General features: G+C 52.7%; 14 protein-coding genes. 6 read left to right on the top strand and 8 right to left on the bottom strand.

Going from position 1 to position 16401, the window contains the following annotated elements; translation table 11 throughout:
- Nucleotides 1–35: 35 nt before the first annotated feature.
- Nucleotides 36–5396: an autotransporter outer membrane beta-barrel domain-containing protein gene (locus DBY68_RS07580; protein ID WP_108474743.1), complete on the bottom strand. Its 5361-nt coding sequence runs from the start codon at nucleotides 5394–5396 to the stop codon at nucleotides 36–38.
- An 856-nt stretch (nucleotides 5397–6252) separates the two neighbouring features.
- On the opposite strand from DBY68_RS07580, the gene DBY68_RS07585 reads away from it, so the two are divergent.
- Entirely contained in the window at nucleotides 6253–6654 is a 402-nt protein-coding gene (locus DBY68_RS07585; RefSeq protein WP_108474742.1) for a DUF1398 family protein, read from the top strand.
- A 76-nt stretch (nucleotides 6655–6730) separates the two neighbouring features.
- Here the strand turns inward: DBY68_RS07585 and DBY68_RS07590 are convergent, their stop codons facing one another.
- Nucleotides 6731–8284 (bottom strand): peptide MFS transporter, encoded by a 1554-nt coding sequence (locus DBY68_RS07590; protein ID WP_108474741.1) that lies wholly within the window; start codon nucleotides 8282–8284, stop codon nucleotides 6731–6733.
- A 390-nt stretch (nucleotides 8285–8674) separates the two neighbouring features.
- Between DBY68_RS07590 and DBY68_RS07595 the strand changes: the two genes are divergently transcribed.
- Together DBY68_RS07595 and DBY68_RS07600 are read left to right on the top strand one after the other, a co-directional pair.
- Nucleotides 8675–9871 (top strand): L-dopachrome tautomerase-related protein, encoded by a 1197-nt coding sequence (locus DBY68_RS07595; RefSeq protein ID WP_108474740.1) that lies wholly within the window; start codon nucleotides 8675–8677, stop codon nucleotides 9869–9871.
- A gap of 177 nt (nucleotides 9872–10048) precedes the next feature.
- Entirely contained in the window at nucleotides 10049–10933 is an 885-nt protein-coding gene (locus DBY68_RS07600; protein WP_108474739.1) for an SDR family oxidoreductase, read from the top strand.
- An 89-nt stretch (nucleotides 10934–11022) separates the two neighbouring features.
- Here DBY68_RS07600 and arsC read toward each other — a convergent pair whose 3' ends face one another.
- The 3 genes from arsC to DBY68_RS07615 are packed head-to-tail and all read right to left on the bottom strand — an operon-like array spanning nucleotide 11023 to nucleotide 13147.
- Nucleotides 11023–11451 (bottom strand): glutaredoxin-dependent arsenate reductase, encoded by a 429-nt coding sequence (gene arsC / locus DBY68_RS07605; RefSeq protein WP_108474738.1) that lies wholly within the window; start codon nucleotides 11449–11451, stop codon nucleotides 11023–11025.
- Between the two features lie 12 nt (nucleotides 11452–11463).
- The gene (locus tag DBY68_RS07610; protein ID WP_108474737.1) at nucleotides 11464–12753 is read right to left on the bottom strand and encodes an arsenic transporter; all 1290 of its coding nucleotides are present in this window, start codon (nucleotides 12751–12753) and stop codon (nucleotides 11464–11466) included.
- Between the two features lie 55 nt (nucleotides 12754–12808).
- The gene (locus tag DBY68_RS07615; protein ID WP_108474736.1) at nucleotides 12809–13147 is read right to left on the bottom strand and encodes a metalloregulator ArsR/SmtB family transcription factor; all 339 of its coding nucleotides are present in this window, start codon (nucleotides 13145–13147) and stop codon (nucleotides 12809–12811) included.
- 437 nt (nucleotides 13148–13584) lie between these two features.
- On the opposite strand from DBY68_RS07615, the gene DBY68_RS07620 reads away from it, so the two are divergent.
- The gene (locus tag DBY68_RS07620; RefSeq protein ID WP_108474735.1) at nucleotides 13585–13767 is read left to right on the top strand and encodes a general stress protein; all 183 of its coding nucleotides are present in this window, start codon (nucleotides 13585–13587) and stop codon (nucleotides 13765–13767) included.
- Between the two features lie 74 nt (nucleotides 13768–13841).
- Nucleotides 13842–14345, top strand: coding sequence for a ferritin-like domain-containing protein (locus DBY68_RS07625; RefSeq protein ID WP_108474734.1), 504 nt, complete (start codon nucleotides 13842–13844; stop codon nucleotides 14343–14345).
- Nucleotides 14346–14350: 5 nt separating this feature from the next.
- On the opposite strand, the gene DBY68_RS07630 is transcribed toward DBY68_RS07625, so the two are convergent.
- From DBY68_RS07630 to DBY68_RS07640, 3 genes are read right to left on the bottom strand one after another with little or no spacing between them, the layout of a single operon-like run.
- Complete coding sequence (locus DBY68_RS07630; RefSeq protein WP_108474733.1) at nucleotides 14351–14875, bottom strand: 2-oxo-tetronate isomerase; 525 nt, start codon at nucleotides 14873–14875, stop codon at nucleotides 14351–14353.
- A 10-nt stretch (nucleotides 14876–14885) separates the two neighbouring features.
- The gene (locus DBY68_RS07635) at nucleotides 14886–15332 is read right to left on the bottom strand and encodes a YetF domain-containing protein (protein ID WP_108474732.1); all 447 of its coding nucleotides are present in this window, start codon (nucleotides 15330–15332) and stop codon (nucleotides 14886–14888) included.
- Nucleotides 15333–15343: 11 nt separating this feature from the next.
- Complete coding sequence (locus DBY68_RS07640; protein ID WP_108474731.1) at nucleotides 15344–15844, bottom strand: hypothetical protein; 501 nt, start codon at nucleotides 15842–15844, stop codon at nucleotides 15344–15346.
- Between the two features lie 140 nt (nucleotides 15845–15984).
- Between DBY68_RS07640 and DBY68_RS07645 the strand changes: the two genes are divergently transcribed.
- Entirely contained in the window at nucleotides 15985–16377 is a 393-nt protein-coding gene (locus DBY68_RS07645) for a YdeI family stress tolerance OB fold protein (RefSeq protein WP_108474730.1), read from the top strand.
- The last annotated feature ends 24 nt before the right edge of the window (nucleotides 16378–16401 follow it).

Here is a 16401-nt window from a genome sequence, read left to right on the forward strand (position 1 = left end):
TAAGCGAAGCGCATCAGGCTTCTGTGTTTCCGGCCTTACCAGCCGTATTTCACCCCCAGCATCCCCTGGGTGTCGCTATAGCCCTTATCGCCCATTTGCACGCCCACGTTGCCCCACACGCTCAGGTTTTGACTCAGCTTGCCTTCCACACCCGTGCGCACTTCGCCCAGATTGCGCGAGCCGTCGCGGCTGACGCGTACCCCGTCCATCCGCACGCCGTAGGTTTCACTGTTGTAAATCCAGTTTGCCTCCACATACGGCTGGAACTCACGGCCTTTACCTTCATCCAGCGTGTTATGGCTGTTGAGGAAGGTCTTCAGGCCCAGACGCGTCTGCACATTACCGTCGCCCTCACTGCGGATGCGCGTGCCGTCATGACGAGTATGCGCATCATCCTTCACCCCCATCCACGTCACCTGCGCCTGCGGCTGTACGTACCAACTGTTCAGCGTACCCGCGCTGCCGCTGAACTCGCTCGCTTTCAGCGTATAGCCCGCTTCCAGCGAGGCCGTCAGCCCCTTCGACTGGTAGTCGTCGCGCTCACGGTTGTCTGCTTCCACGCTGTTATCGAACCCGCTGTACAGCAGCCAGCTATCCACATATGCCCCGCTGCGGTCGGCCTCGTTCTGGTACCATGTGCCGTACACCCCGACGCTATAGCCGCTGATGCGTCCGTCTGAGTCATAGCCCGCCCGGTCGCTGCGGGTGTGACTGTGCGCGTTGGCGTAGCCGCCCATCACGCCCAGATGGAAACGGTCCTGCCCGCTGGCGCTCCACTGCGCCACTTCGCCCCCCACCTGTAACACATAGCGGTTGCTCTGCGTTTTCAGTTGACCATCACCCGCCTGTGAACGCTCATGCCCGCCGACGTGACGCATCCACAGGCTTCCCGCGAAGCTGTCCTCGTCATGCAGCCCCTCCGTGTACTGCGGCTCGCCCAGACGGTCGTGCAGACGGTGCGTGAAGAAACTGTTGGCCGTCGCCAGGTTACTGATGTAGCTCCCCGCTTCCGGGCGCAACACCGATGGCCCGGTCGGGTCAACGACGGGCGGCTGCGCCGGCGTGACACCGCTCCACTTACTGGTCAGATACCAGTTCGCGGCGTTATCGCCCTGCCCTTTCGCCAGGCTATAAACCCACGCGCCCGCTTCCACCGTGCCGGTGGTCAGGGCGAAGTTACCCGCCGAGTTACCGCCTACGCTCACCAGTTCAATACCGTTGGTCGTCTGCGCCCCAAGGCCGCCAACGTTATTCACCTGCACGCGGGTATTTCCTGAAGTGTCGCCCGTCACCGTCAGTTTATCGGTGGCCGACTGGTCATCGCCCAGCTCGGTGTTGAAGGCTATCAGGCCGTTATTTCCCGTGTAGTTGCCGTTGACCATCAGTTGATTACCCGGCTGAACGCCCGGCTGGTTCATCAGCACCGTGCCGCTGTTATTCAGGTTACCGCCCACCGTGGTATTCGCCACGGCCAGCGTGCCGCCCTGACGAACATCCATATCCCCCGCCGTGCGACCAAAGCCTGAGAGCATCGCCCCGCTGTGAATATTCACCTGCTGGCTCGCCATCGCCACGGCGTGGGCGGCATCCGCGCCGAGCGCCAGCTCTCCGCCGGTGATGTCCGTGTTGCCGGTATACTCCGCCGAATCCGCCGTTAATGTCAGCGTGCCGCTGCCCTGTTTGTTCAAGTCGCCGCTGCCGCTAACCGCAGGACTCAACGTCCAGTCGCTGTTGGTAGCCACCGTCAGCAGGCCGTCGTTCTTCACGCTGGCTGTGCCGAGGTTCGCCGCTTCCGTGACCGTCATAGCGCTGTCCGTATTGATAGTGAACTGCCCACTGAAACTCGGGTTATCGCCAGTCACGGCGACATCCGATGCCTGCGCCACGTCAACAATGCCCGCGCCGCTCAGGCTGTTGAGCAGTTCCCCGGTGACGCCATTCAGCGTCAGGGCTCCGTCATTAACCACGTTACCGCTGCCCGCGCCCTGTGCATTGTTCAGCACCACTTCCGCTGCGCTTTCGATGGTGGTGGTGGCGCTCAGCCCTGCGTTTACCCCGTCAATCGTCAGCACGCCGCCCGCCACGCCGAGATTACCCGCCCCGGTCAGGCTGCCCAGGCTGGCGCCGCCGTTCTGAAGCGTCAGGCTGCCGCCGTTGAGCGCCAGCGTGGAGCCCGCGTCTGCGGAGAGTTGGCCCGCCGTCTGCGTGGTGCCGTTCAGGTCGGCGGTGGCGCCATCACGGATCAACAGCGCTGACGTGTTACCCAGCGCGCCGTCCGCATCGGTGCGCAGCGTACCCGCCTGCACCTGCGTTTCGCCACTGTAACTGTTACCGGCGTTCGACAGCGACACCAGACCAGCCGTGTTAATGCCGAGATTCCCCTCACCGGAGATAGCCGCCGACATATCCGCCGCCGCCCCCTGCGCCCCAACGCGCTCCGCCAGTATCAGCGTCTGCCCGGCATGAATATCCAGCGCTTGCAGGCCGTAGTTGATGTACAGTCCATCGCCCGGCGCGGTGGTCAGGCGAAAGCCATACTTCCCATCCGCCACTACGGTACCGTTTTGCGCAATGGCGATGCGTTCATTTTCCACCACCGCGTTACCGCTTTGGTCGGTCAGCGTCAGCGCACCGCCCGAGCCGGTCACGTCCTGTGCCTGCACCAGTTGCACGCTCACATTCGTATCATCCTGCTCCAGCAGATTCAGTGTTGTGTCCGGGTTAGCCGCGCCCGGATCGTTCCACGGGTTCGCCACCGTGACCTGCACCGTTCCCGTATCCGCCGTCAGCATACCGGTTTGAATCGCGCCATGCGCCTGTGTACTTGCGGGTATTTGGGTGTTGAAAATCAGTTTGCCGCCGTTAAGATGCAGACCGCCAATCTGTTGTACGCCATCGCCGACAGTAGTGGTATTGCCCGCGTCCAGCTTCAGCGTCGCCTGCGTCAGCGCCAGAGTATTGTCGCCGGAAAGATCGAAGGTGCTGTTTTTAAGCTCTGCTGTCCCGGTATACGCACTGCCGGTGGTATCAGCGAAGTTAAAGGCGTTATCCGCACTGGCAAGGTCAACCTGCAGCAGGCCGCTGCCGGTAAGCGCGTTGCTCAGGGTGTAGTCGCCGGTCGCTTCACTGGCGCCCATCACCGAGAGCGAGCCCGCGTCGGCAATATTCACCGCGCTGCTGCCCAGCCCGGTATTACCGGTTGTAGAGTGCGATGCCACGGTTAGCGTGCCGCCATTCACCTGCGTGCGCCCGCCGTAGCTATTTTCGGCGGTAAGGACGGTGTGACCCGCGTCCTGAATAACCGCGCCATTTTCCCCTGCGATCAACGGATTAAAGAGATAGCCCGTCGCAGAATCATCGGTGTGGTTAAAGACCAGCGAACCGTTGCCGTCACCAAACTCAACGCTGTCGGTACCGGTGAGATGTCCGGCGACCGCCGCGATATCCTCGTGCGCCGCGCCGATGTTGAGCGAGCCGGTACTCCCTTCAGCCAAACCCAGTAAGACGCTTCCATTCGTCAACGCCAGCGTTCCCTCATTGCTGAGCGTCACGGCGCCATCACCGTATGCGCCGATCTCAAGGGTAGTGCCTTGCAGCAGTGAACCGACGCCGTCCACATTCACGCGGCCGACTCCGGTGTTATTTACTCCCACGGTGGTAGCGCCTGCGGTAACCGTGCCTTCGCTCGCAATATTGAGCGTGCCGTTCCCCCACTCACCTATCATCAGGGTTTGCGGGCTGTTACCCGCCGAGACAATCTTCCATTGGCCTTTGGTGCCCACGTTCACCACGCCGACACTCTCCTCTACATCGCCAATGGTGGCCCTCGAGGACGTGTTCACTTCAGCAGCGTCGCTGATATTCAGGGTTCCCGCTCCTCTCTCAGCGATCATGATTTCAGCGGTATTCAGTTGGGAACCTTCGCCGCTGACATTCACGTCACCCGTGGCCATTTCCCAACGCGCCAGCGAGACCTCTCCGGCATCCACTTTCCCCCCGCTGGCAATGTTTAGCGTACCGCTTCCGCCAGTGCCAACGGTCAGCATTTGTGCACTGCCGCCAGCATCTGCCAGACTCCAGTGACCGTTATCGCTGACATCGACCACGCCGACAGAGTCACCATTTAGCCCAACCGCACTTGCGCTGGTGCTCTGCACTACGGCAAGGTTGGAAATCGACAGGTTGCCTGTTCCAGAATCGGCAACAACCAGCTCGGCGGTGGTCATTTTCGATTCCTCGCCGTCAACGGTTACGATGCCCTGCGCGCCGGCACGCGAGCCAATGAAGGCGTTTCCCGCGATGACCTTCCCTGCGCTGTTAATGTTGAGCGTGCCGGAACCCGATTGGCCCACCAATAACTGCTGGTTATTAAGCACCTCCCACTCGCCGCCGGTGGATACCGTCACGGTGCCCGTTCCCGTTGCTCTTTGTGCAATGGTGCTGTTGCCGTTACTGTAGACAATGCCGGAGTCAGAGATGGAGAGTTCACCCTCGCCATAATCACTGACCCGCAGGGAGGCGGTCGTGAGTACGGAACCGCTCCCCGTCACGGTAGCTGTACCCTTGCCACTCTCAAAGCTGCCAAGTGTCATCACACCTGATGTAACGCTGCCGTTTGAATGAATATCCAAATTCGCTGTACCGTTATAACCAATATTCAGGCTTTGTGACTGATTTGTATCGTTAATCAGATTCCAGCTACCGCTATCCGTCACCGTTACCAGCGCAGTGACGTCAGCCTCAGACGCAATAATGACATTCTGCGCCGAGGTTATATTTCCCTCATTACGAATATTCATCATGGCGTTGCCTTGCCAACCAATAATCATCGCTTCGGTATTAAGTTGGGCGCCCTTTCCTTCGACGTTTAAGGTTCCATTCCCTCCGTCACGATATGCCAGGATAGTTCGACCTGCGCTTACAGTGCCGCCGTTAAGGATATTCAACGTTCCGGTACCCCGATTACCAATTGAAAACTCACTCTGCCCCAGTTCCCAGATACCTGTTCCGGTTACGTTCGCAGTGCCGACTGCATTGGTATTTGCCCCAATCGTTGAAGAGCCCGTTATACTGGTCAGGGCACCATTATCGTTAATGGTCATTGTCCCGGTGCTCGTATTTCCGACAATAACGCGCTCAACCGTCAGTGCATTGTTATAGGTTTGACTATCACCATTATCGATAGTGAGCACCACAGCCTGGGCGGAGCCGGATAGCGCCAGCATGATCCACAGTGACAGACGGCAAAGAGATTTAATGCTCAGCGCAGCATCGCCTGGTGAAACCGTTACGGCTTGCTGAACAGACACAGTTTTACCCAGCCGGCGAGTATGCTCCGAGCAAACCTGATAAACACGTAAAGTGCAGTTCCAGACAACACGGTAAATCCTATTCACTATTATTACTCCTTGTTTTCACAGGCAATGCCGGAAGCCCGCTGCACTTTTTACAGGCGAGCAGAGGCCGTAAACGCTAAAAAAGCGTTATTTCTCAGTACAAAACATTCACTCTTTTTCCTTATTCACCCTGCTAATTAGCCAGATCAAAATGAGATAATAAGAAAGTTTGAGCGTTAAGGATTATTCCATTCAGATAATATTTTCATTCCAGGTCAATATAAAACCGCCCCCTCAGAAGTGGCTTTCTACTTTACCTGTTAATAAAAGTGACGGCCCAGTTTCACATCACCAAAAAAAACTGTCAACATAGCCACAAAGAAGCAAACATTGAGTTAATAACATGACAAAACTATTTTGCGTAAAAACTCTCACCTTTGCGCCATTTAAAAAACGCGCACCGCGCCAGCTACCGCCCCTGCAACAATTCACCTTCAGAAATTTAAATATGCATATAAGATTTGCACACCTAAAATCTCTTTTTTCACAACAATTGCTCACCGCACAAATTGCCAAAAGCGATCAAATATCAACCAATAAATGATTAGCAATGAGAATGAATACCCTTCTTCACTCTTTCGAATCACAACGAAAAAAAGTTACGAACAAAAATCTTCACTTGCGCAGAAAATCATAAGTATTGCGTAATCTTGCTCTGTCAGCGTTTGCCGCCAGGTCTCGTCATTACTGGCTCCATAGCAATATTCCGTAACAAATGAAATGCTATTAGCTTTCTTAAATTACACTTAAGATGCGAAACGCTAACTATGAGAATTCTAATTAGTTGGCATGTAAATTATTTCACAACTAACAACACTTCAATAACACTTAAGATCACGTGCTTAGCAGGGGCAAAATGGAATTTAGGGTAATGCTCAAATCGCACTTCGAGCAGGTCAGATGCAAGTCGGATTTCCTTTCTTTTTTTACAGAGCTCCAGCGCAATAATGTTTCTTATTACATCTATTTTGTCGCTACGGGGAACGTCAAGGTCATCACCACATCCGATAATTATGTGGCGGTAAAGAGTAGCCGGGGTATTATCAAAATTAACGCAAATGCGAGTAAGTTTTTAACACGCGTGGCGGCGAAAAGACATTTCGCGGGAAGAACATCGTATGAGCAGTATTGTGTAGAGTTAGCGAATGCGGGTGTCTTTAAGTGGATCGTTGATTTAAATGAGAATATGCGCTTTTACTGGTCTAAGGATAATCGGCTGCTGTACTGCGAAAATATTATTCCTTGCGAAAAAGAATAAAATGAACAGTTATCTTCTTTCTAACATCAGTGAAGTAAAAATCGGCGCTGGCGCGCCGATTTTAAAGGCGTGACTATCAGGCGTTAGTCACCGGTTTCTGGTCATTCGGTGTCTGTGCATTCGCCAGCATACGGCGTACCGGCACAATCAACACCATCAGAACCGCCGCACAAATCAGCAGCGCGATAGAGCAGCGCGCGAAGAGGTCTGGCAGCATATCGAGTTGGTCGGCCTTCACGTGACCACCAATCAGGCCCGCCGCGAGGTTGCCCAGCGCACTGGCGCAGAACCACAGCCCCATCATCTGGCCGCGCATTCTTTCCGGGGCCAGAAGGGTCATGGTTGCCAGGCCAATCGGGCTCAGACACAGCTCACCCAGGGTCAGCATCAGGATACTGCCCACCAGCCAGAACGGCGATACGCCCGCCCCGCCGTTGCTCAGCACGTTCTGTGCCGCCAGCATCATCAGGCCAAAGCCCGCTGCCGCACACAGAATACCAATCACAAACTTAGTGATACTGCCCGGACGGATGTTTTTGCGCGCCAGCATCGGCCACGCCCAGCTAAATACCGGAGCCAGTAGGATGATGAACAATGCGTTGATAGACTGGAACCATACCGCCGGAATTTCAAAATCGCCGATCATGCGGTTGGTGTAGTCGTTGGCAAACAGGTTGAATGAGGTCGGTTTCTGCTCAAAGGCAGACCAGAAGAACGCGGCAGAAACCAGCAGGATAAAGCACACCAGCAGGCGCGCGCGCTCTTTACGATTCAGCCCCGCAAAGACAAACAGATAGATAAAGTAGAGCGCAACCGATGCCGCAATGATGTACACCAGCACGCTGGCGACCGCGACCGGATTGATCACTATCACGCCCTGTGCAATCAGGGTGATGATAATCGCCACGCCGACCGCCAGCGCCAGCAGCCACGCTCCGACGCCGTTTTTCTTCGCCACCGGGCTATTCCAGGTGGAATCCAGGCCGACTTCGCTGTCATAGCGTTTCATCGACGGAACCGCAAAGACGCGGAAGATGATCAGCGCCACCAGCATCCCGATGCCCCCGATACCAAAGCCCCAGTGCCAGCCATGCGATTTAATCAGCCAGCCGGAGATCAGCGGCGCGATAAACGAGCCCATGTTGATGCCCATGTAGAACAGCGAGAAACCACCGTCACGGCGTGCATCGCCCTTTTTATAGAGGGTACCGACCATGACCGAGATACAGGTTTTGAACAGACCGGAACCCAGCACGATAAACATCAGGCCGATAAAGAACAGGTTGTCGCCCATAAACGCCGATAGCGCAATGGAGAGGTGGCCCAGCGCAATCAGAATCGAGCCGTACCAGACGGCTTTTTGCTGGCCAAGCCAGTTATCCGCCAGCCAGCCGCCCGGCAATGCCGCCAGGTACATGGTACCGGCAAAAATCCCCACAATCGCCGAGGCGTTTTCACGCGCCAGCCCCATCCCGCCGTCATAAACGGTTGCCGCCATAAACAGAATCAGCAGCGGACGAATACCGTAAAACGAGAAACGCTCCCACATCTCCGTAAAGAAGAGTGAGCCAAGCGGATAAGGATGACCGAAGAAAGTTCGGCTTTCAGTGTTATTCACAGAGGAACGCATAGATTCTCCCAAAAGAGGTGTGTTGTCTTGCTTGCAAGCGCCATCATGCACGCTGGCCCTTTATCAGACGGGTCAGTCATTTACATAAGGCAAAATATTATTTAACCATTTAGCAACCGGATACTAATTTTGTCCGGCTGAGAACACAAAACTTTAAGATAAAAAGTCGACAACTGTCTAGTTTTAAAGATTTTATGTCACGAAATGTCGTTCTTTTATTGACATCGTCTGGGATAAATCGCCGGGCAATATTCATTTCCCGGGCCATTATTCGGGTATTTTCGCTTTTCGCATGTAAGTCCTGTTCATTTCAACGGCTTTTTCTCCCTGCCGTCACGCCCTACTCTTCAGCCCGTAATGTCACCATTGATTCTATTCAGGCAGGAAATTATGAACGTTAAAACGCGTAAAACCCTAATCGCACTGGCAATCAGTTTCGCCTCGGTTGCTGCCCCCTTAACGACATTTGCCGCATCGGTTCCGGCAGCGGTCTCTCTGGCGCAATTGCCCGCCGATCGCGCCATCGGCCATCCCGAAGTGGTGGCGACCTTTAGCGGCGCGATGCCAACCGGCGTCACCGTTACCGAAACAGGGCGAATCTTTGTGAACTTCCCGCGCTGGGGAGACGACGTCCCCTTTACTGTCGCTGAAATTAAAAACGGCACAGCGGTTCCTTACCCGGATGCCACCGTGAACAAAGCGGATAACGCACGCCCCGGCGAACGCTTTTTAAGTGTGCAGAGCGTTGTCGCTGATGGTCAGGGAAAACTGTGGGTGCTGGACACGGCTGCGCCCGGCTTTTCAAAACCGGTCGACGGGGGCGCGAAACTTGTCGCGATTGATTTACAGAGCAACAAAATCGTTAAAACGCTTGTGCTGCATTCGGATGTCATCCTGCCCGCGACCTATATCAATGATGTGCGGTTTGATTATCGGGTCGGGAAAGCGGGTGTCGCCTATATCACCGACTCTTCGTTATCCGGTATCGGTGGCATCATTGTCGTGGATCTGGATTCCGGTAAGGCCGTGCGTCGCTTGACGGGCGATCGTTCCACCTCTCCGGAAAAAGGTTTTGTGCCAGTCGTCGAAGGCGAAACGCTACTTCAGCGTCATGCAGATGGCACTACCGCGCCGTTTAGCGTCGCCTCGGATGGTATCGCCCTTTCCCCGGATGGCAAAACGCTGTACTACTGCCCGCTGTCAGGGCGACATCTGTTTGCCATTTCAACAGAATTACTGCGCGATCCGAGCATTACTGAGGCGCAATTATCCGCAGCAGTTCAGGATCTGGGTGAAAAAGGCGCGTCAGATGGTCTTGAAAGTGACGCCAACGGGGCGGTTTATGCGGGCGATTATGAACGCAACGCCATCCGTAAAATGGATAAACACGGCACCTGGCAAACCATCGCCCATGGCCCGCAAATTCTCTGGCCGGATACGCTCTCTGTTGGGCATGATGGTTATCTCTACTTCACGGTAAACCAGTTGCACCGCCAACCCGGTTTCCATCAGGGTAAAGATATGCGCCAGAAACCTTATTCTCTGTTAAGAATTAAAATCGACACCGCACCGGTAAGTACCCATTAATCTTTTTCAGCCCCTCAATAAGGGGCTGAAATATCATCAGTAACGCAAAGAAAAATCTCAAATAAATATCGGCTGAAACGTTTTGGTATAGGCTTAATAGTTCTTGATATTTATATCGCTGCTATTAAGGAAAATATCCACATTCATTACTGATAACCTATGCTTAAGGAGATATTTATGGCCGATCGCGACACGTTAAATCCACAATACCCATGTCCCCCTTTCCAGACGCAAACTCAGCAACCGCCAGGCCTGGATTCGAAAATGATCCCCGAGCCCGATCATGGCGAAGAGAGCTATCGCGGTCACGGCCGCCTGAAAGGGAAATGTGCACTGATCACCGGCGGTGATTCCGGGATTGGGCGCGCGGTAGCCATTGCTTACGCCAGAGAGGGCGCGAATGTCGTCATCAACTATCTGCCTGAAGAAGAGTCAGATGCGAAAAGCGTTATTGAGGTCATGAAAGCGGAAGGGGTCAAAGCGGTAGCGATCCCCGGTGATTTGCGGGATGAAAATTTCTGTCATTCTCTGATCGAACAGACGGTAGAGCAACTGGGTAAACTGGACATCCTGGTGAATAACGCCGGACGACAGCAGTATTGTGAATCGCTGGAAGATCTCACGACCGAAGCGTTTGACGCCACCTTCAAAACCAACGTCTATGCCGCCTTTTGGCTGACCAAAGCCGCACTTCGTCACCTGAAGGCGGGCGCATCAATTATCAACACCACATCCGTTCAGGCATTTAAACCCAGCCCGATTTTGGTTGATTATGCGCAAACTAAGGCCTGTCTGGTGGCATTGACCAAATCGCTGGCAAAACAACTGGGGCCGCGCGGTATTCGGGTGAATGCTGTCGCACCGGGGCCATACTGGTCAGTGCTGCAAACCAGCGGCGGGCAGCCGCAGGAGAAGGTTGAGCAGTTTGGTGCCGACGCCCCGCTGGGTCGTCCAGGGCAGCCGGTGGAAATTGCGCCACTGTATGTGCTGTTTGCCTCCGACGAGTGTTCGTACGCGTCCGGGCAGGTATGGTGTTCAGATGGCGGTACCGGAACACTGTAATTGCCTGATGGCGCTGCGCTTATCAGGCCTACGGGTCGGAGTTAACCCGTAGGTCGCGTAAGCACAGCGCCCCCGACAAAGCCGAGCGATTAGGGTTTCAGCCGCTTACCCTGTTCATCCACCACCTTTTCACCATCTTCCTTGTTGAACGCGCGTTGCTGCGCATCCGGCAATATATCCAGCACCGTTTCAGACGGGCGGCACAGACGCGTGCCCAACGGGGTTACCACGATCGGGCGGTTGATTAAAATAGGGTATTGCAGCATGAATGCCATCAGTTCGGCATCGCTAAACCGATCTTCGGCCAGCCCTAACGTTTCATAGGGCTCCACGTTTTGACGGAGCAGCGCCCGCACACTGATGCCCATATCGGCAATCAGTGTGCTCAGCTCATCACGCGAAGGTGGATTTTCTAAATAATGAATGATGGTTGGCTCTGTGCCGCTGTTACGGATCATCTCAAGCGTGTTACGCGACGTGCCGCAGGCCGGGTTGTGATAAATGATGATATTGCTCATTTCAGTTTCTCATTACAGTGTGAGTGAGAGACGTAATACCAGTGCGGTTAAGGTAACAAGCAGCACCGGTAACGTCATAATAATCCCGACGCGGAAATAATATCCCCAGCGAATCGTCATATTCTTCTGAGAAAGCACATGCAGCCACAGCAGCGTTGCCAGGCTGCCAATGGGCGTGATTTTTGGCCCCAGATCGCAGCCAATCACGTTGGCGTAAATCATCGCCTCTTTAATGACACCGGATGCACTACTGCCATCAATCGAAAGCGCACCAACCAGCACCGTCGGCATGTTGTTCATCACAGAAGAGAGAAATGCGGTCAGGAACCCCGTACCCAGCGTGGCGGCCCAAAGGCCATTATTCGCCAGCATGTTCAACACGCCGGAAAGGTATTCCGTCAGCCCCGCGTTACGTAAGCCGTAGACCACCAGATACATACCCAGCGAGAAAATGACAATCTGCCACGGCGCGCCGCGCAGCACTTTTCCGGTATTGATTGCTTCTCCCCTTTTCGCCACCGCGAAAAGAATGAGTGCGCCCACCGCGGCGATGGCGCTAACCGGAATCCCCATCGGCTCCAGCACAAAAAAGCCTGCCAGTAGCAGAAGCAGGACAACCCAGCCGGTGCGGAATGTCGCCGGATCTTTAATCGCTTTTGCGGGTTCTTTGAGGCGTTCAAGGTCGTAGGTAGGCGGTATGTCTTTGCGAAAGAACAGATGTAACATCACGAGCGTTGCGGCAATGGCCGCGATATCGACCGGTACCATCACCGAGGCGTATTCCGTGAAACCCAGGCGGAAGAAGTCTGCCGAGACGATATTGACCAGATTAGAAACGATGAGCGGCAGGCTGGCGGTATCGGCGATAAACCCCGCCGCCATCACAAACGCCAGCGTTGTACTTTTACTGAACCCGAGCGCCAGCAGCATTGCAATCACGATCGGCGTAAGTATTAACGCCGCGCCATCGTTGGCGAACAGCGCCGCCACCGCAGCGCCAAGCAGGATGATATAGGAGAACAACAAACGCCCTCGCCCGTTGCCCCAACGCGCGACATGCAGTGCGGCCCATTCAAAAAAGCCCGATTCATCCAGCAGCAAGCTGATAATAATCACGGCAATAAAGGTTGCCGTGGCGTTCCAGACGATATTCCACACGATCGGAATATCATCAACGTGAACCACACCGAACCCCAGCGCCAGCACCGCGCCAAGCGTTGCGCTCCAGCCAATGCCTAATCCTTTCGGCTGCCAGATAACCAGAATAAGAGTCAGGACAAAAATTGCGCCTGCCAGTAACATACAACCTCCCCAAAACAATACATACGCAAAAACAGATATGTTTAGTTAAATTTTTTTAGCAACAGTTTGCCGTGCCGCCATTCGCTTCCCGCTTTTGCGCCATGCGTTGAAGGCCATCGCGCTCGCTTGACCAGGCCTGCTCAATCACCTGCGCCGCCCATGCGGGAATATGGGGCGAAAGACGATAGTGCACCCATTTCCCCTGTTTACGATCGAGCAACAACCCGCTTTCGCGCAGCATAGCCAGATGGCGGGAGATTTTCGGCTGGGATTGTTTCAGCGTTATGCACAGATCGCAGACGCAGAGCTCGCCTGACTCTCTGAGTAACAGAACAATACTCAGCCGCGTTTCATCAGAAAGTATTTTGAACAATTTCAGCGCGTTTAAAGGCATTCGTCCTCCTGTCAGATGCACGATAGCCTACGCCTTATGAGGAGAAAAGCAATCATACATATGAAAAAACATACCTGTTCTTTCTTTTCTATTTCTAATCCCACCAAGAATAATCTTATATTATTTTGGGAGATACACGAGCAGGGAAAATCTTACGTAAAGAAGCGTAAACAATCTCATCCAACATGAGAGTGAGTATTGATGAAAAAATAAATTTACGTTCTATCGCTATCCGCTTCATTTACTCATCTTTCTTCATAAAATATTTACCCTGAAGCGAAGCGCGTAGCGTGATTTATTTAACAAGAATATTTAGTTACATCCACAGAACGCAATTTGATCTTTACTCAATAACCGCTAGAGTTAATTCCTGAACGACATGAGATGCGAAATAAAATTTGCATCATCCTGACATAGTAAAATATGAGGTATTGAATATGGCAGAGCATCGTGGTGGTTCCGGTAATTTCGCAGAAGATCGAGATAAAGCCTCTGACGCAGGCCGTAAAGGTGGCCAGCACAGCGGCGGTAACTTCAAAAATGACCCGCAGCGTGCATCTGAAGCGGGTAAAAAAGGCGGCCAGAATAGCCACAGCGGTGGCCGTAAATCCGATAAATAACCTTTAATTAAATAAAATATATGAATAAGCCGCGAGTCTTCGGCCTCGTGGCTTATTATGATCCGGAGAGAATTATGAATATTAAAACCATTGAAGATGTTTTTATTCACCTGCTATCCGATACCTACAGCGCAGAAAAGCAGTTAACCCGTGCCTTAGCCAAATTATCACGTTCCACCGCCAGTGAAAAACTCAGTGCCGCTTTTAGTGCGCACCTTGAGGAGACGCACGGACATATTGAGCGTATCGATCAGATCGTTGAACAAGAATCCGGCCTAAAAATTAAACGCATGAAATGTGTCGCGATGGAGGGTCTCATCGAGGAAGCCAATGAGGTCATTGAAAGTACCGAAAAAAACAATGTTCGCGATGCCGCGCTTATCGCGGCGGCACAAAAAGTCGAACATTATGAAATTGCCAGTTACGGTACGCTCGCCACGCTGGCGCAGCAGTTAGGGTATAAAAATGCGTTAAAACTGCTCACAGCCACGCTGGAAGAAGAGAAGAAAACCGATCTCAAACTAACCGATCTCGCCGTGGGGAATATTAATACCCAGGCCGAGAAAAAAGGCGCTTAACCCCGTCATCGCCGGGATGACGTCGAAAGGGAGAGTTGTTCAACCAAAATGGCAAGAGAGTAGCGAACCGCTTTTTCGACGACATCCTGGCACTCGCCCGTAAACAGTATCCGTGCCGTTTCTATTTGACCGCGAATGTTCCATGCAAACCAGACAGTCCCCGCTGGGGTACCGTCGTCTCCCCCATCCGGGCCGGCATAACCGCTAATCGCGATACTGATATCAGCCCCAGCCTGAGTCAGTGCGCCTGCAGACATTTCCCGCACGCATTGTTCACTGACAGCACTAAACTTTTCTAATGTGCTGGCCTGAACATTCAGCATTTTTTGCTTTGCCGCATCGCTGAAAGTCACCACGCCAATATCATAAAATGCCGCGGTATTCTCTTCTGCGCAGAGTGCCGACGCAAGGTTGCCCCCCGTACATGACTCGGCGGTGGTTAAACGCCAGCCACGTTCCAGCAGCGCATTTGCGGCCAGTTTGGTCAATTCACCGGTGGTTTTTGAATCGTTATAAAGGGTTTCTTCCATCAGGTGCTCCTTATTTTTCTAACGGGATAATCGAGATATGCCCATTACGTTCAAGTATGGCATATTTAATTTTCTCCAGCTCTGTAATGCCCTGATTTTGGCGCGCGGCGACAAGTATGTCATCGCAAGAGACATCCACCTTTTTAAGTTTTTCCCTTAACACTGTCCCGTTTTCAACCAAAATAACCGGCGAACCATCCAGTTCCGACTCCGCGCCGGAAAAATATTTTTTCATCATCCCAAAAAGCATATCCACAACAATCAGCGTGATGATTGTCAGCATCGCACCGGTGACAGAGAAATCATTCCCTAATAGGGCCTGCTGAGTTGCCTCGCTGATAATCAATAATAATATCAGATCGAAACTGGTCATCTGCAACAGGGCTCTGCGCCCTGCTATTTTAAAGACAACCAGTAAAATCAGATAGATTGCAAGTGCACGAAATATCATCTCCATTCTTTTTTCTCCTAAGGATAGATAAACTGCCAGAAGTCTATTTCTGACCCGGCATTTAACCTAAGCGAGTTATGGGCATAACCGAATTCTTGTGGAGTGGCGTATAACCAGACGGTAAAGGGTTCTGTCTGTTGTGCGATATGATAAACAAAAAATAGCGTGTTATCCTGGCTGGACATTTTATCTGGCTTAGGCCAAATATTGCTGATTTCAAAATGTTTATTATAGTCACCATGCAGGCTGAAAACGAATAATCCCGTTCGTGCTGGTTTAGCGGAAATTTTTAATGCAAATTCCGTTTGTAATCTGCCAAAGCGTTCATATTCAACCTGCAACTTTTGGTCTGAAGATACCTTTATCGTTTGACTCAAATAGCCGTTGGAAAACAAGCCTCCAATTGCCAGTAAAACAACGAGCAACAGAAGAATTAATCCCCCATTTCTGCAGGCGGCTTCGAAATTTAGCGCGCGTTCACTCTCCTGAACACCGGGCAGTTGTTTTTCTTTTGACATTTCACACCTCACCGTTTCGCTTATTTTTAGCAGAACGATGATTTTTAAAGTAAACCCTTTTTAAGATTCATCGCGTTGCCAGTTTAAGGAATAGCAACCACGCTTAATATGTCAAGCCAATCACACGCAGGGAGTGTAGTATGAAAATATCTCTTGTTCCTCTTGTTTGCACATTATTGATTCCTGGCGCTTTTGCCGATGAAAAAGGTGGCCTGGAAAAAGATGCCGCACCTCCCGCCCCTCATGCGCTGGAAGAGGGATACCGCGGAACTGAAAATGCGCGAATCATGACCGTCGATCACGCTAAAACAATGCACGACGGCGCGACAATTTCGCTTCGCGGCAATCTCATCGACGATCAGGGCAATGACAAATTTGTGTTCAGGGATAAAACCGGAACGATCCACACCATTATTCCGCAATCGGTTTTTGATGGACGGACGGTAAAACCCGATAACATGATCAGTATTAACGGAAGCCTGGATAAGAAAGTCGATCCGCCGGTCGTGCGGGTAGATATGATTCAGAAATAATAAAAAGAAAAGCAGGATCGTGAT

Source organism: Pseudocitrobacter sp. RIT415 (assembly GCF_003057695.2).
Classification (GTDB): Bacteria; Pseudomonadota; Gammaproteobacteria; order Enterobacterales; family Enterobacteriaceae; genus Pseudocitrobacter; species Pseudocitrobacter faecalis.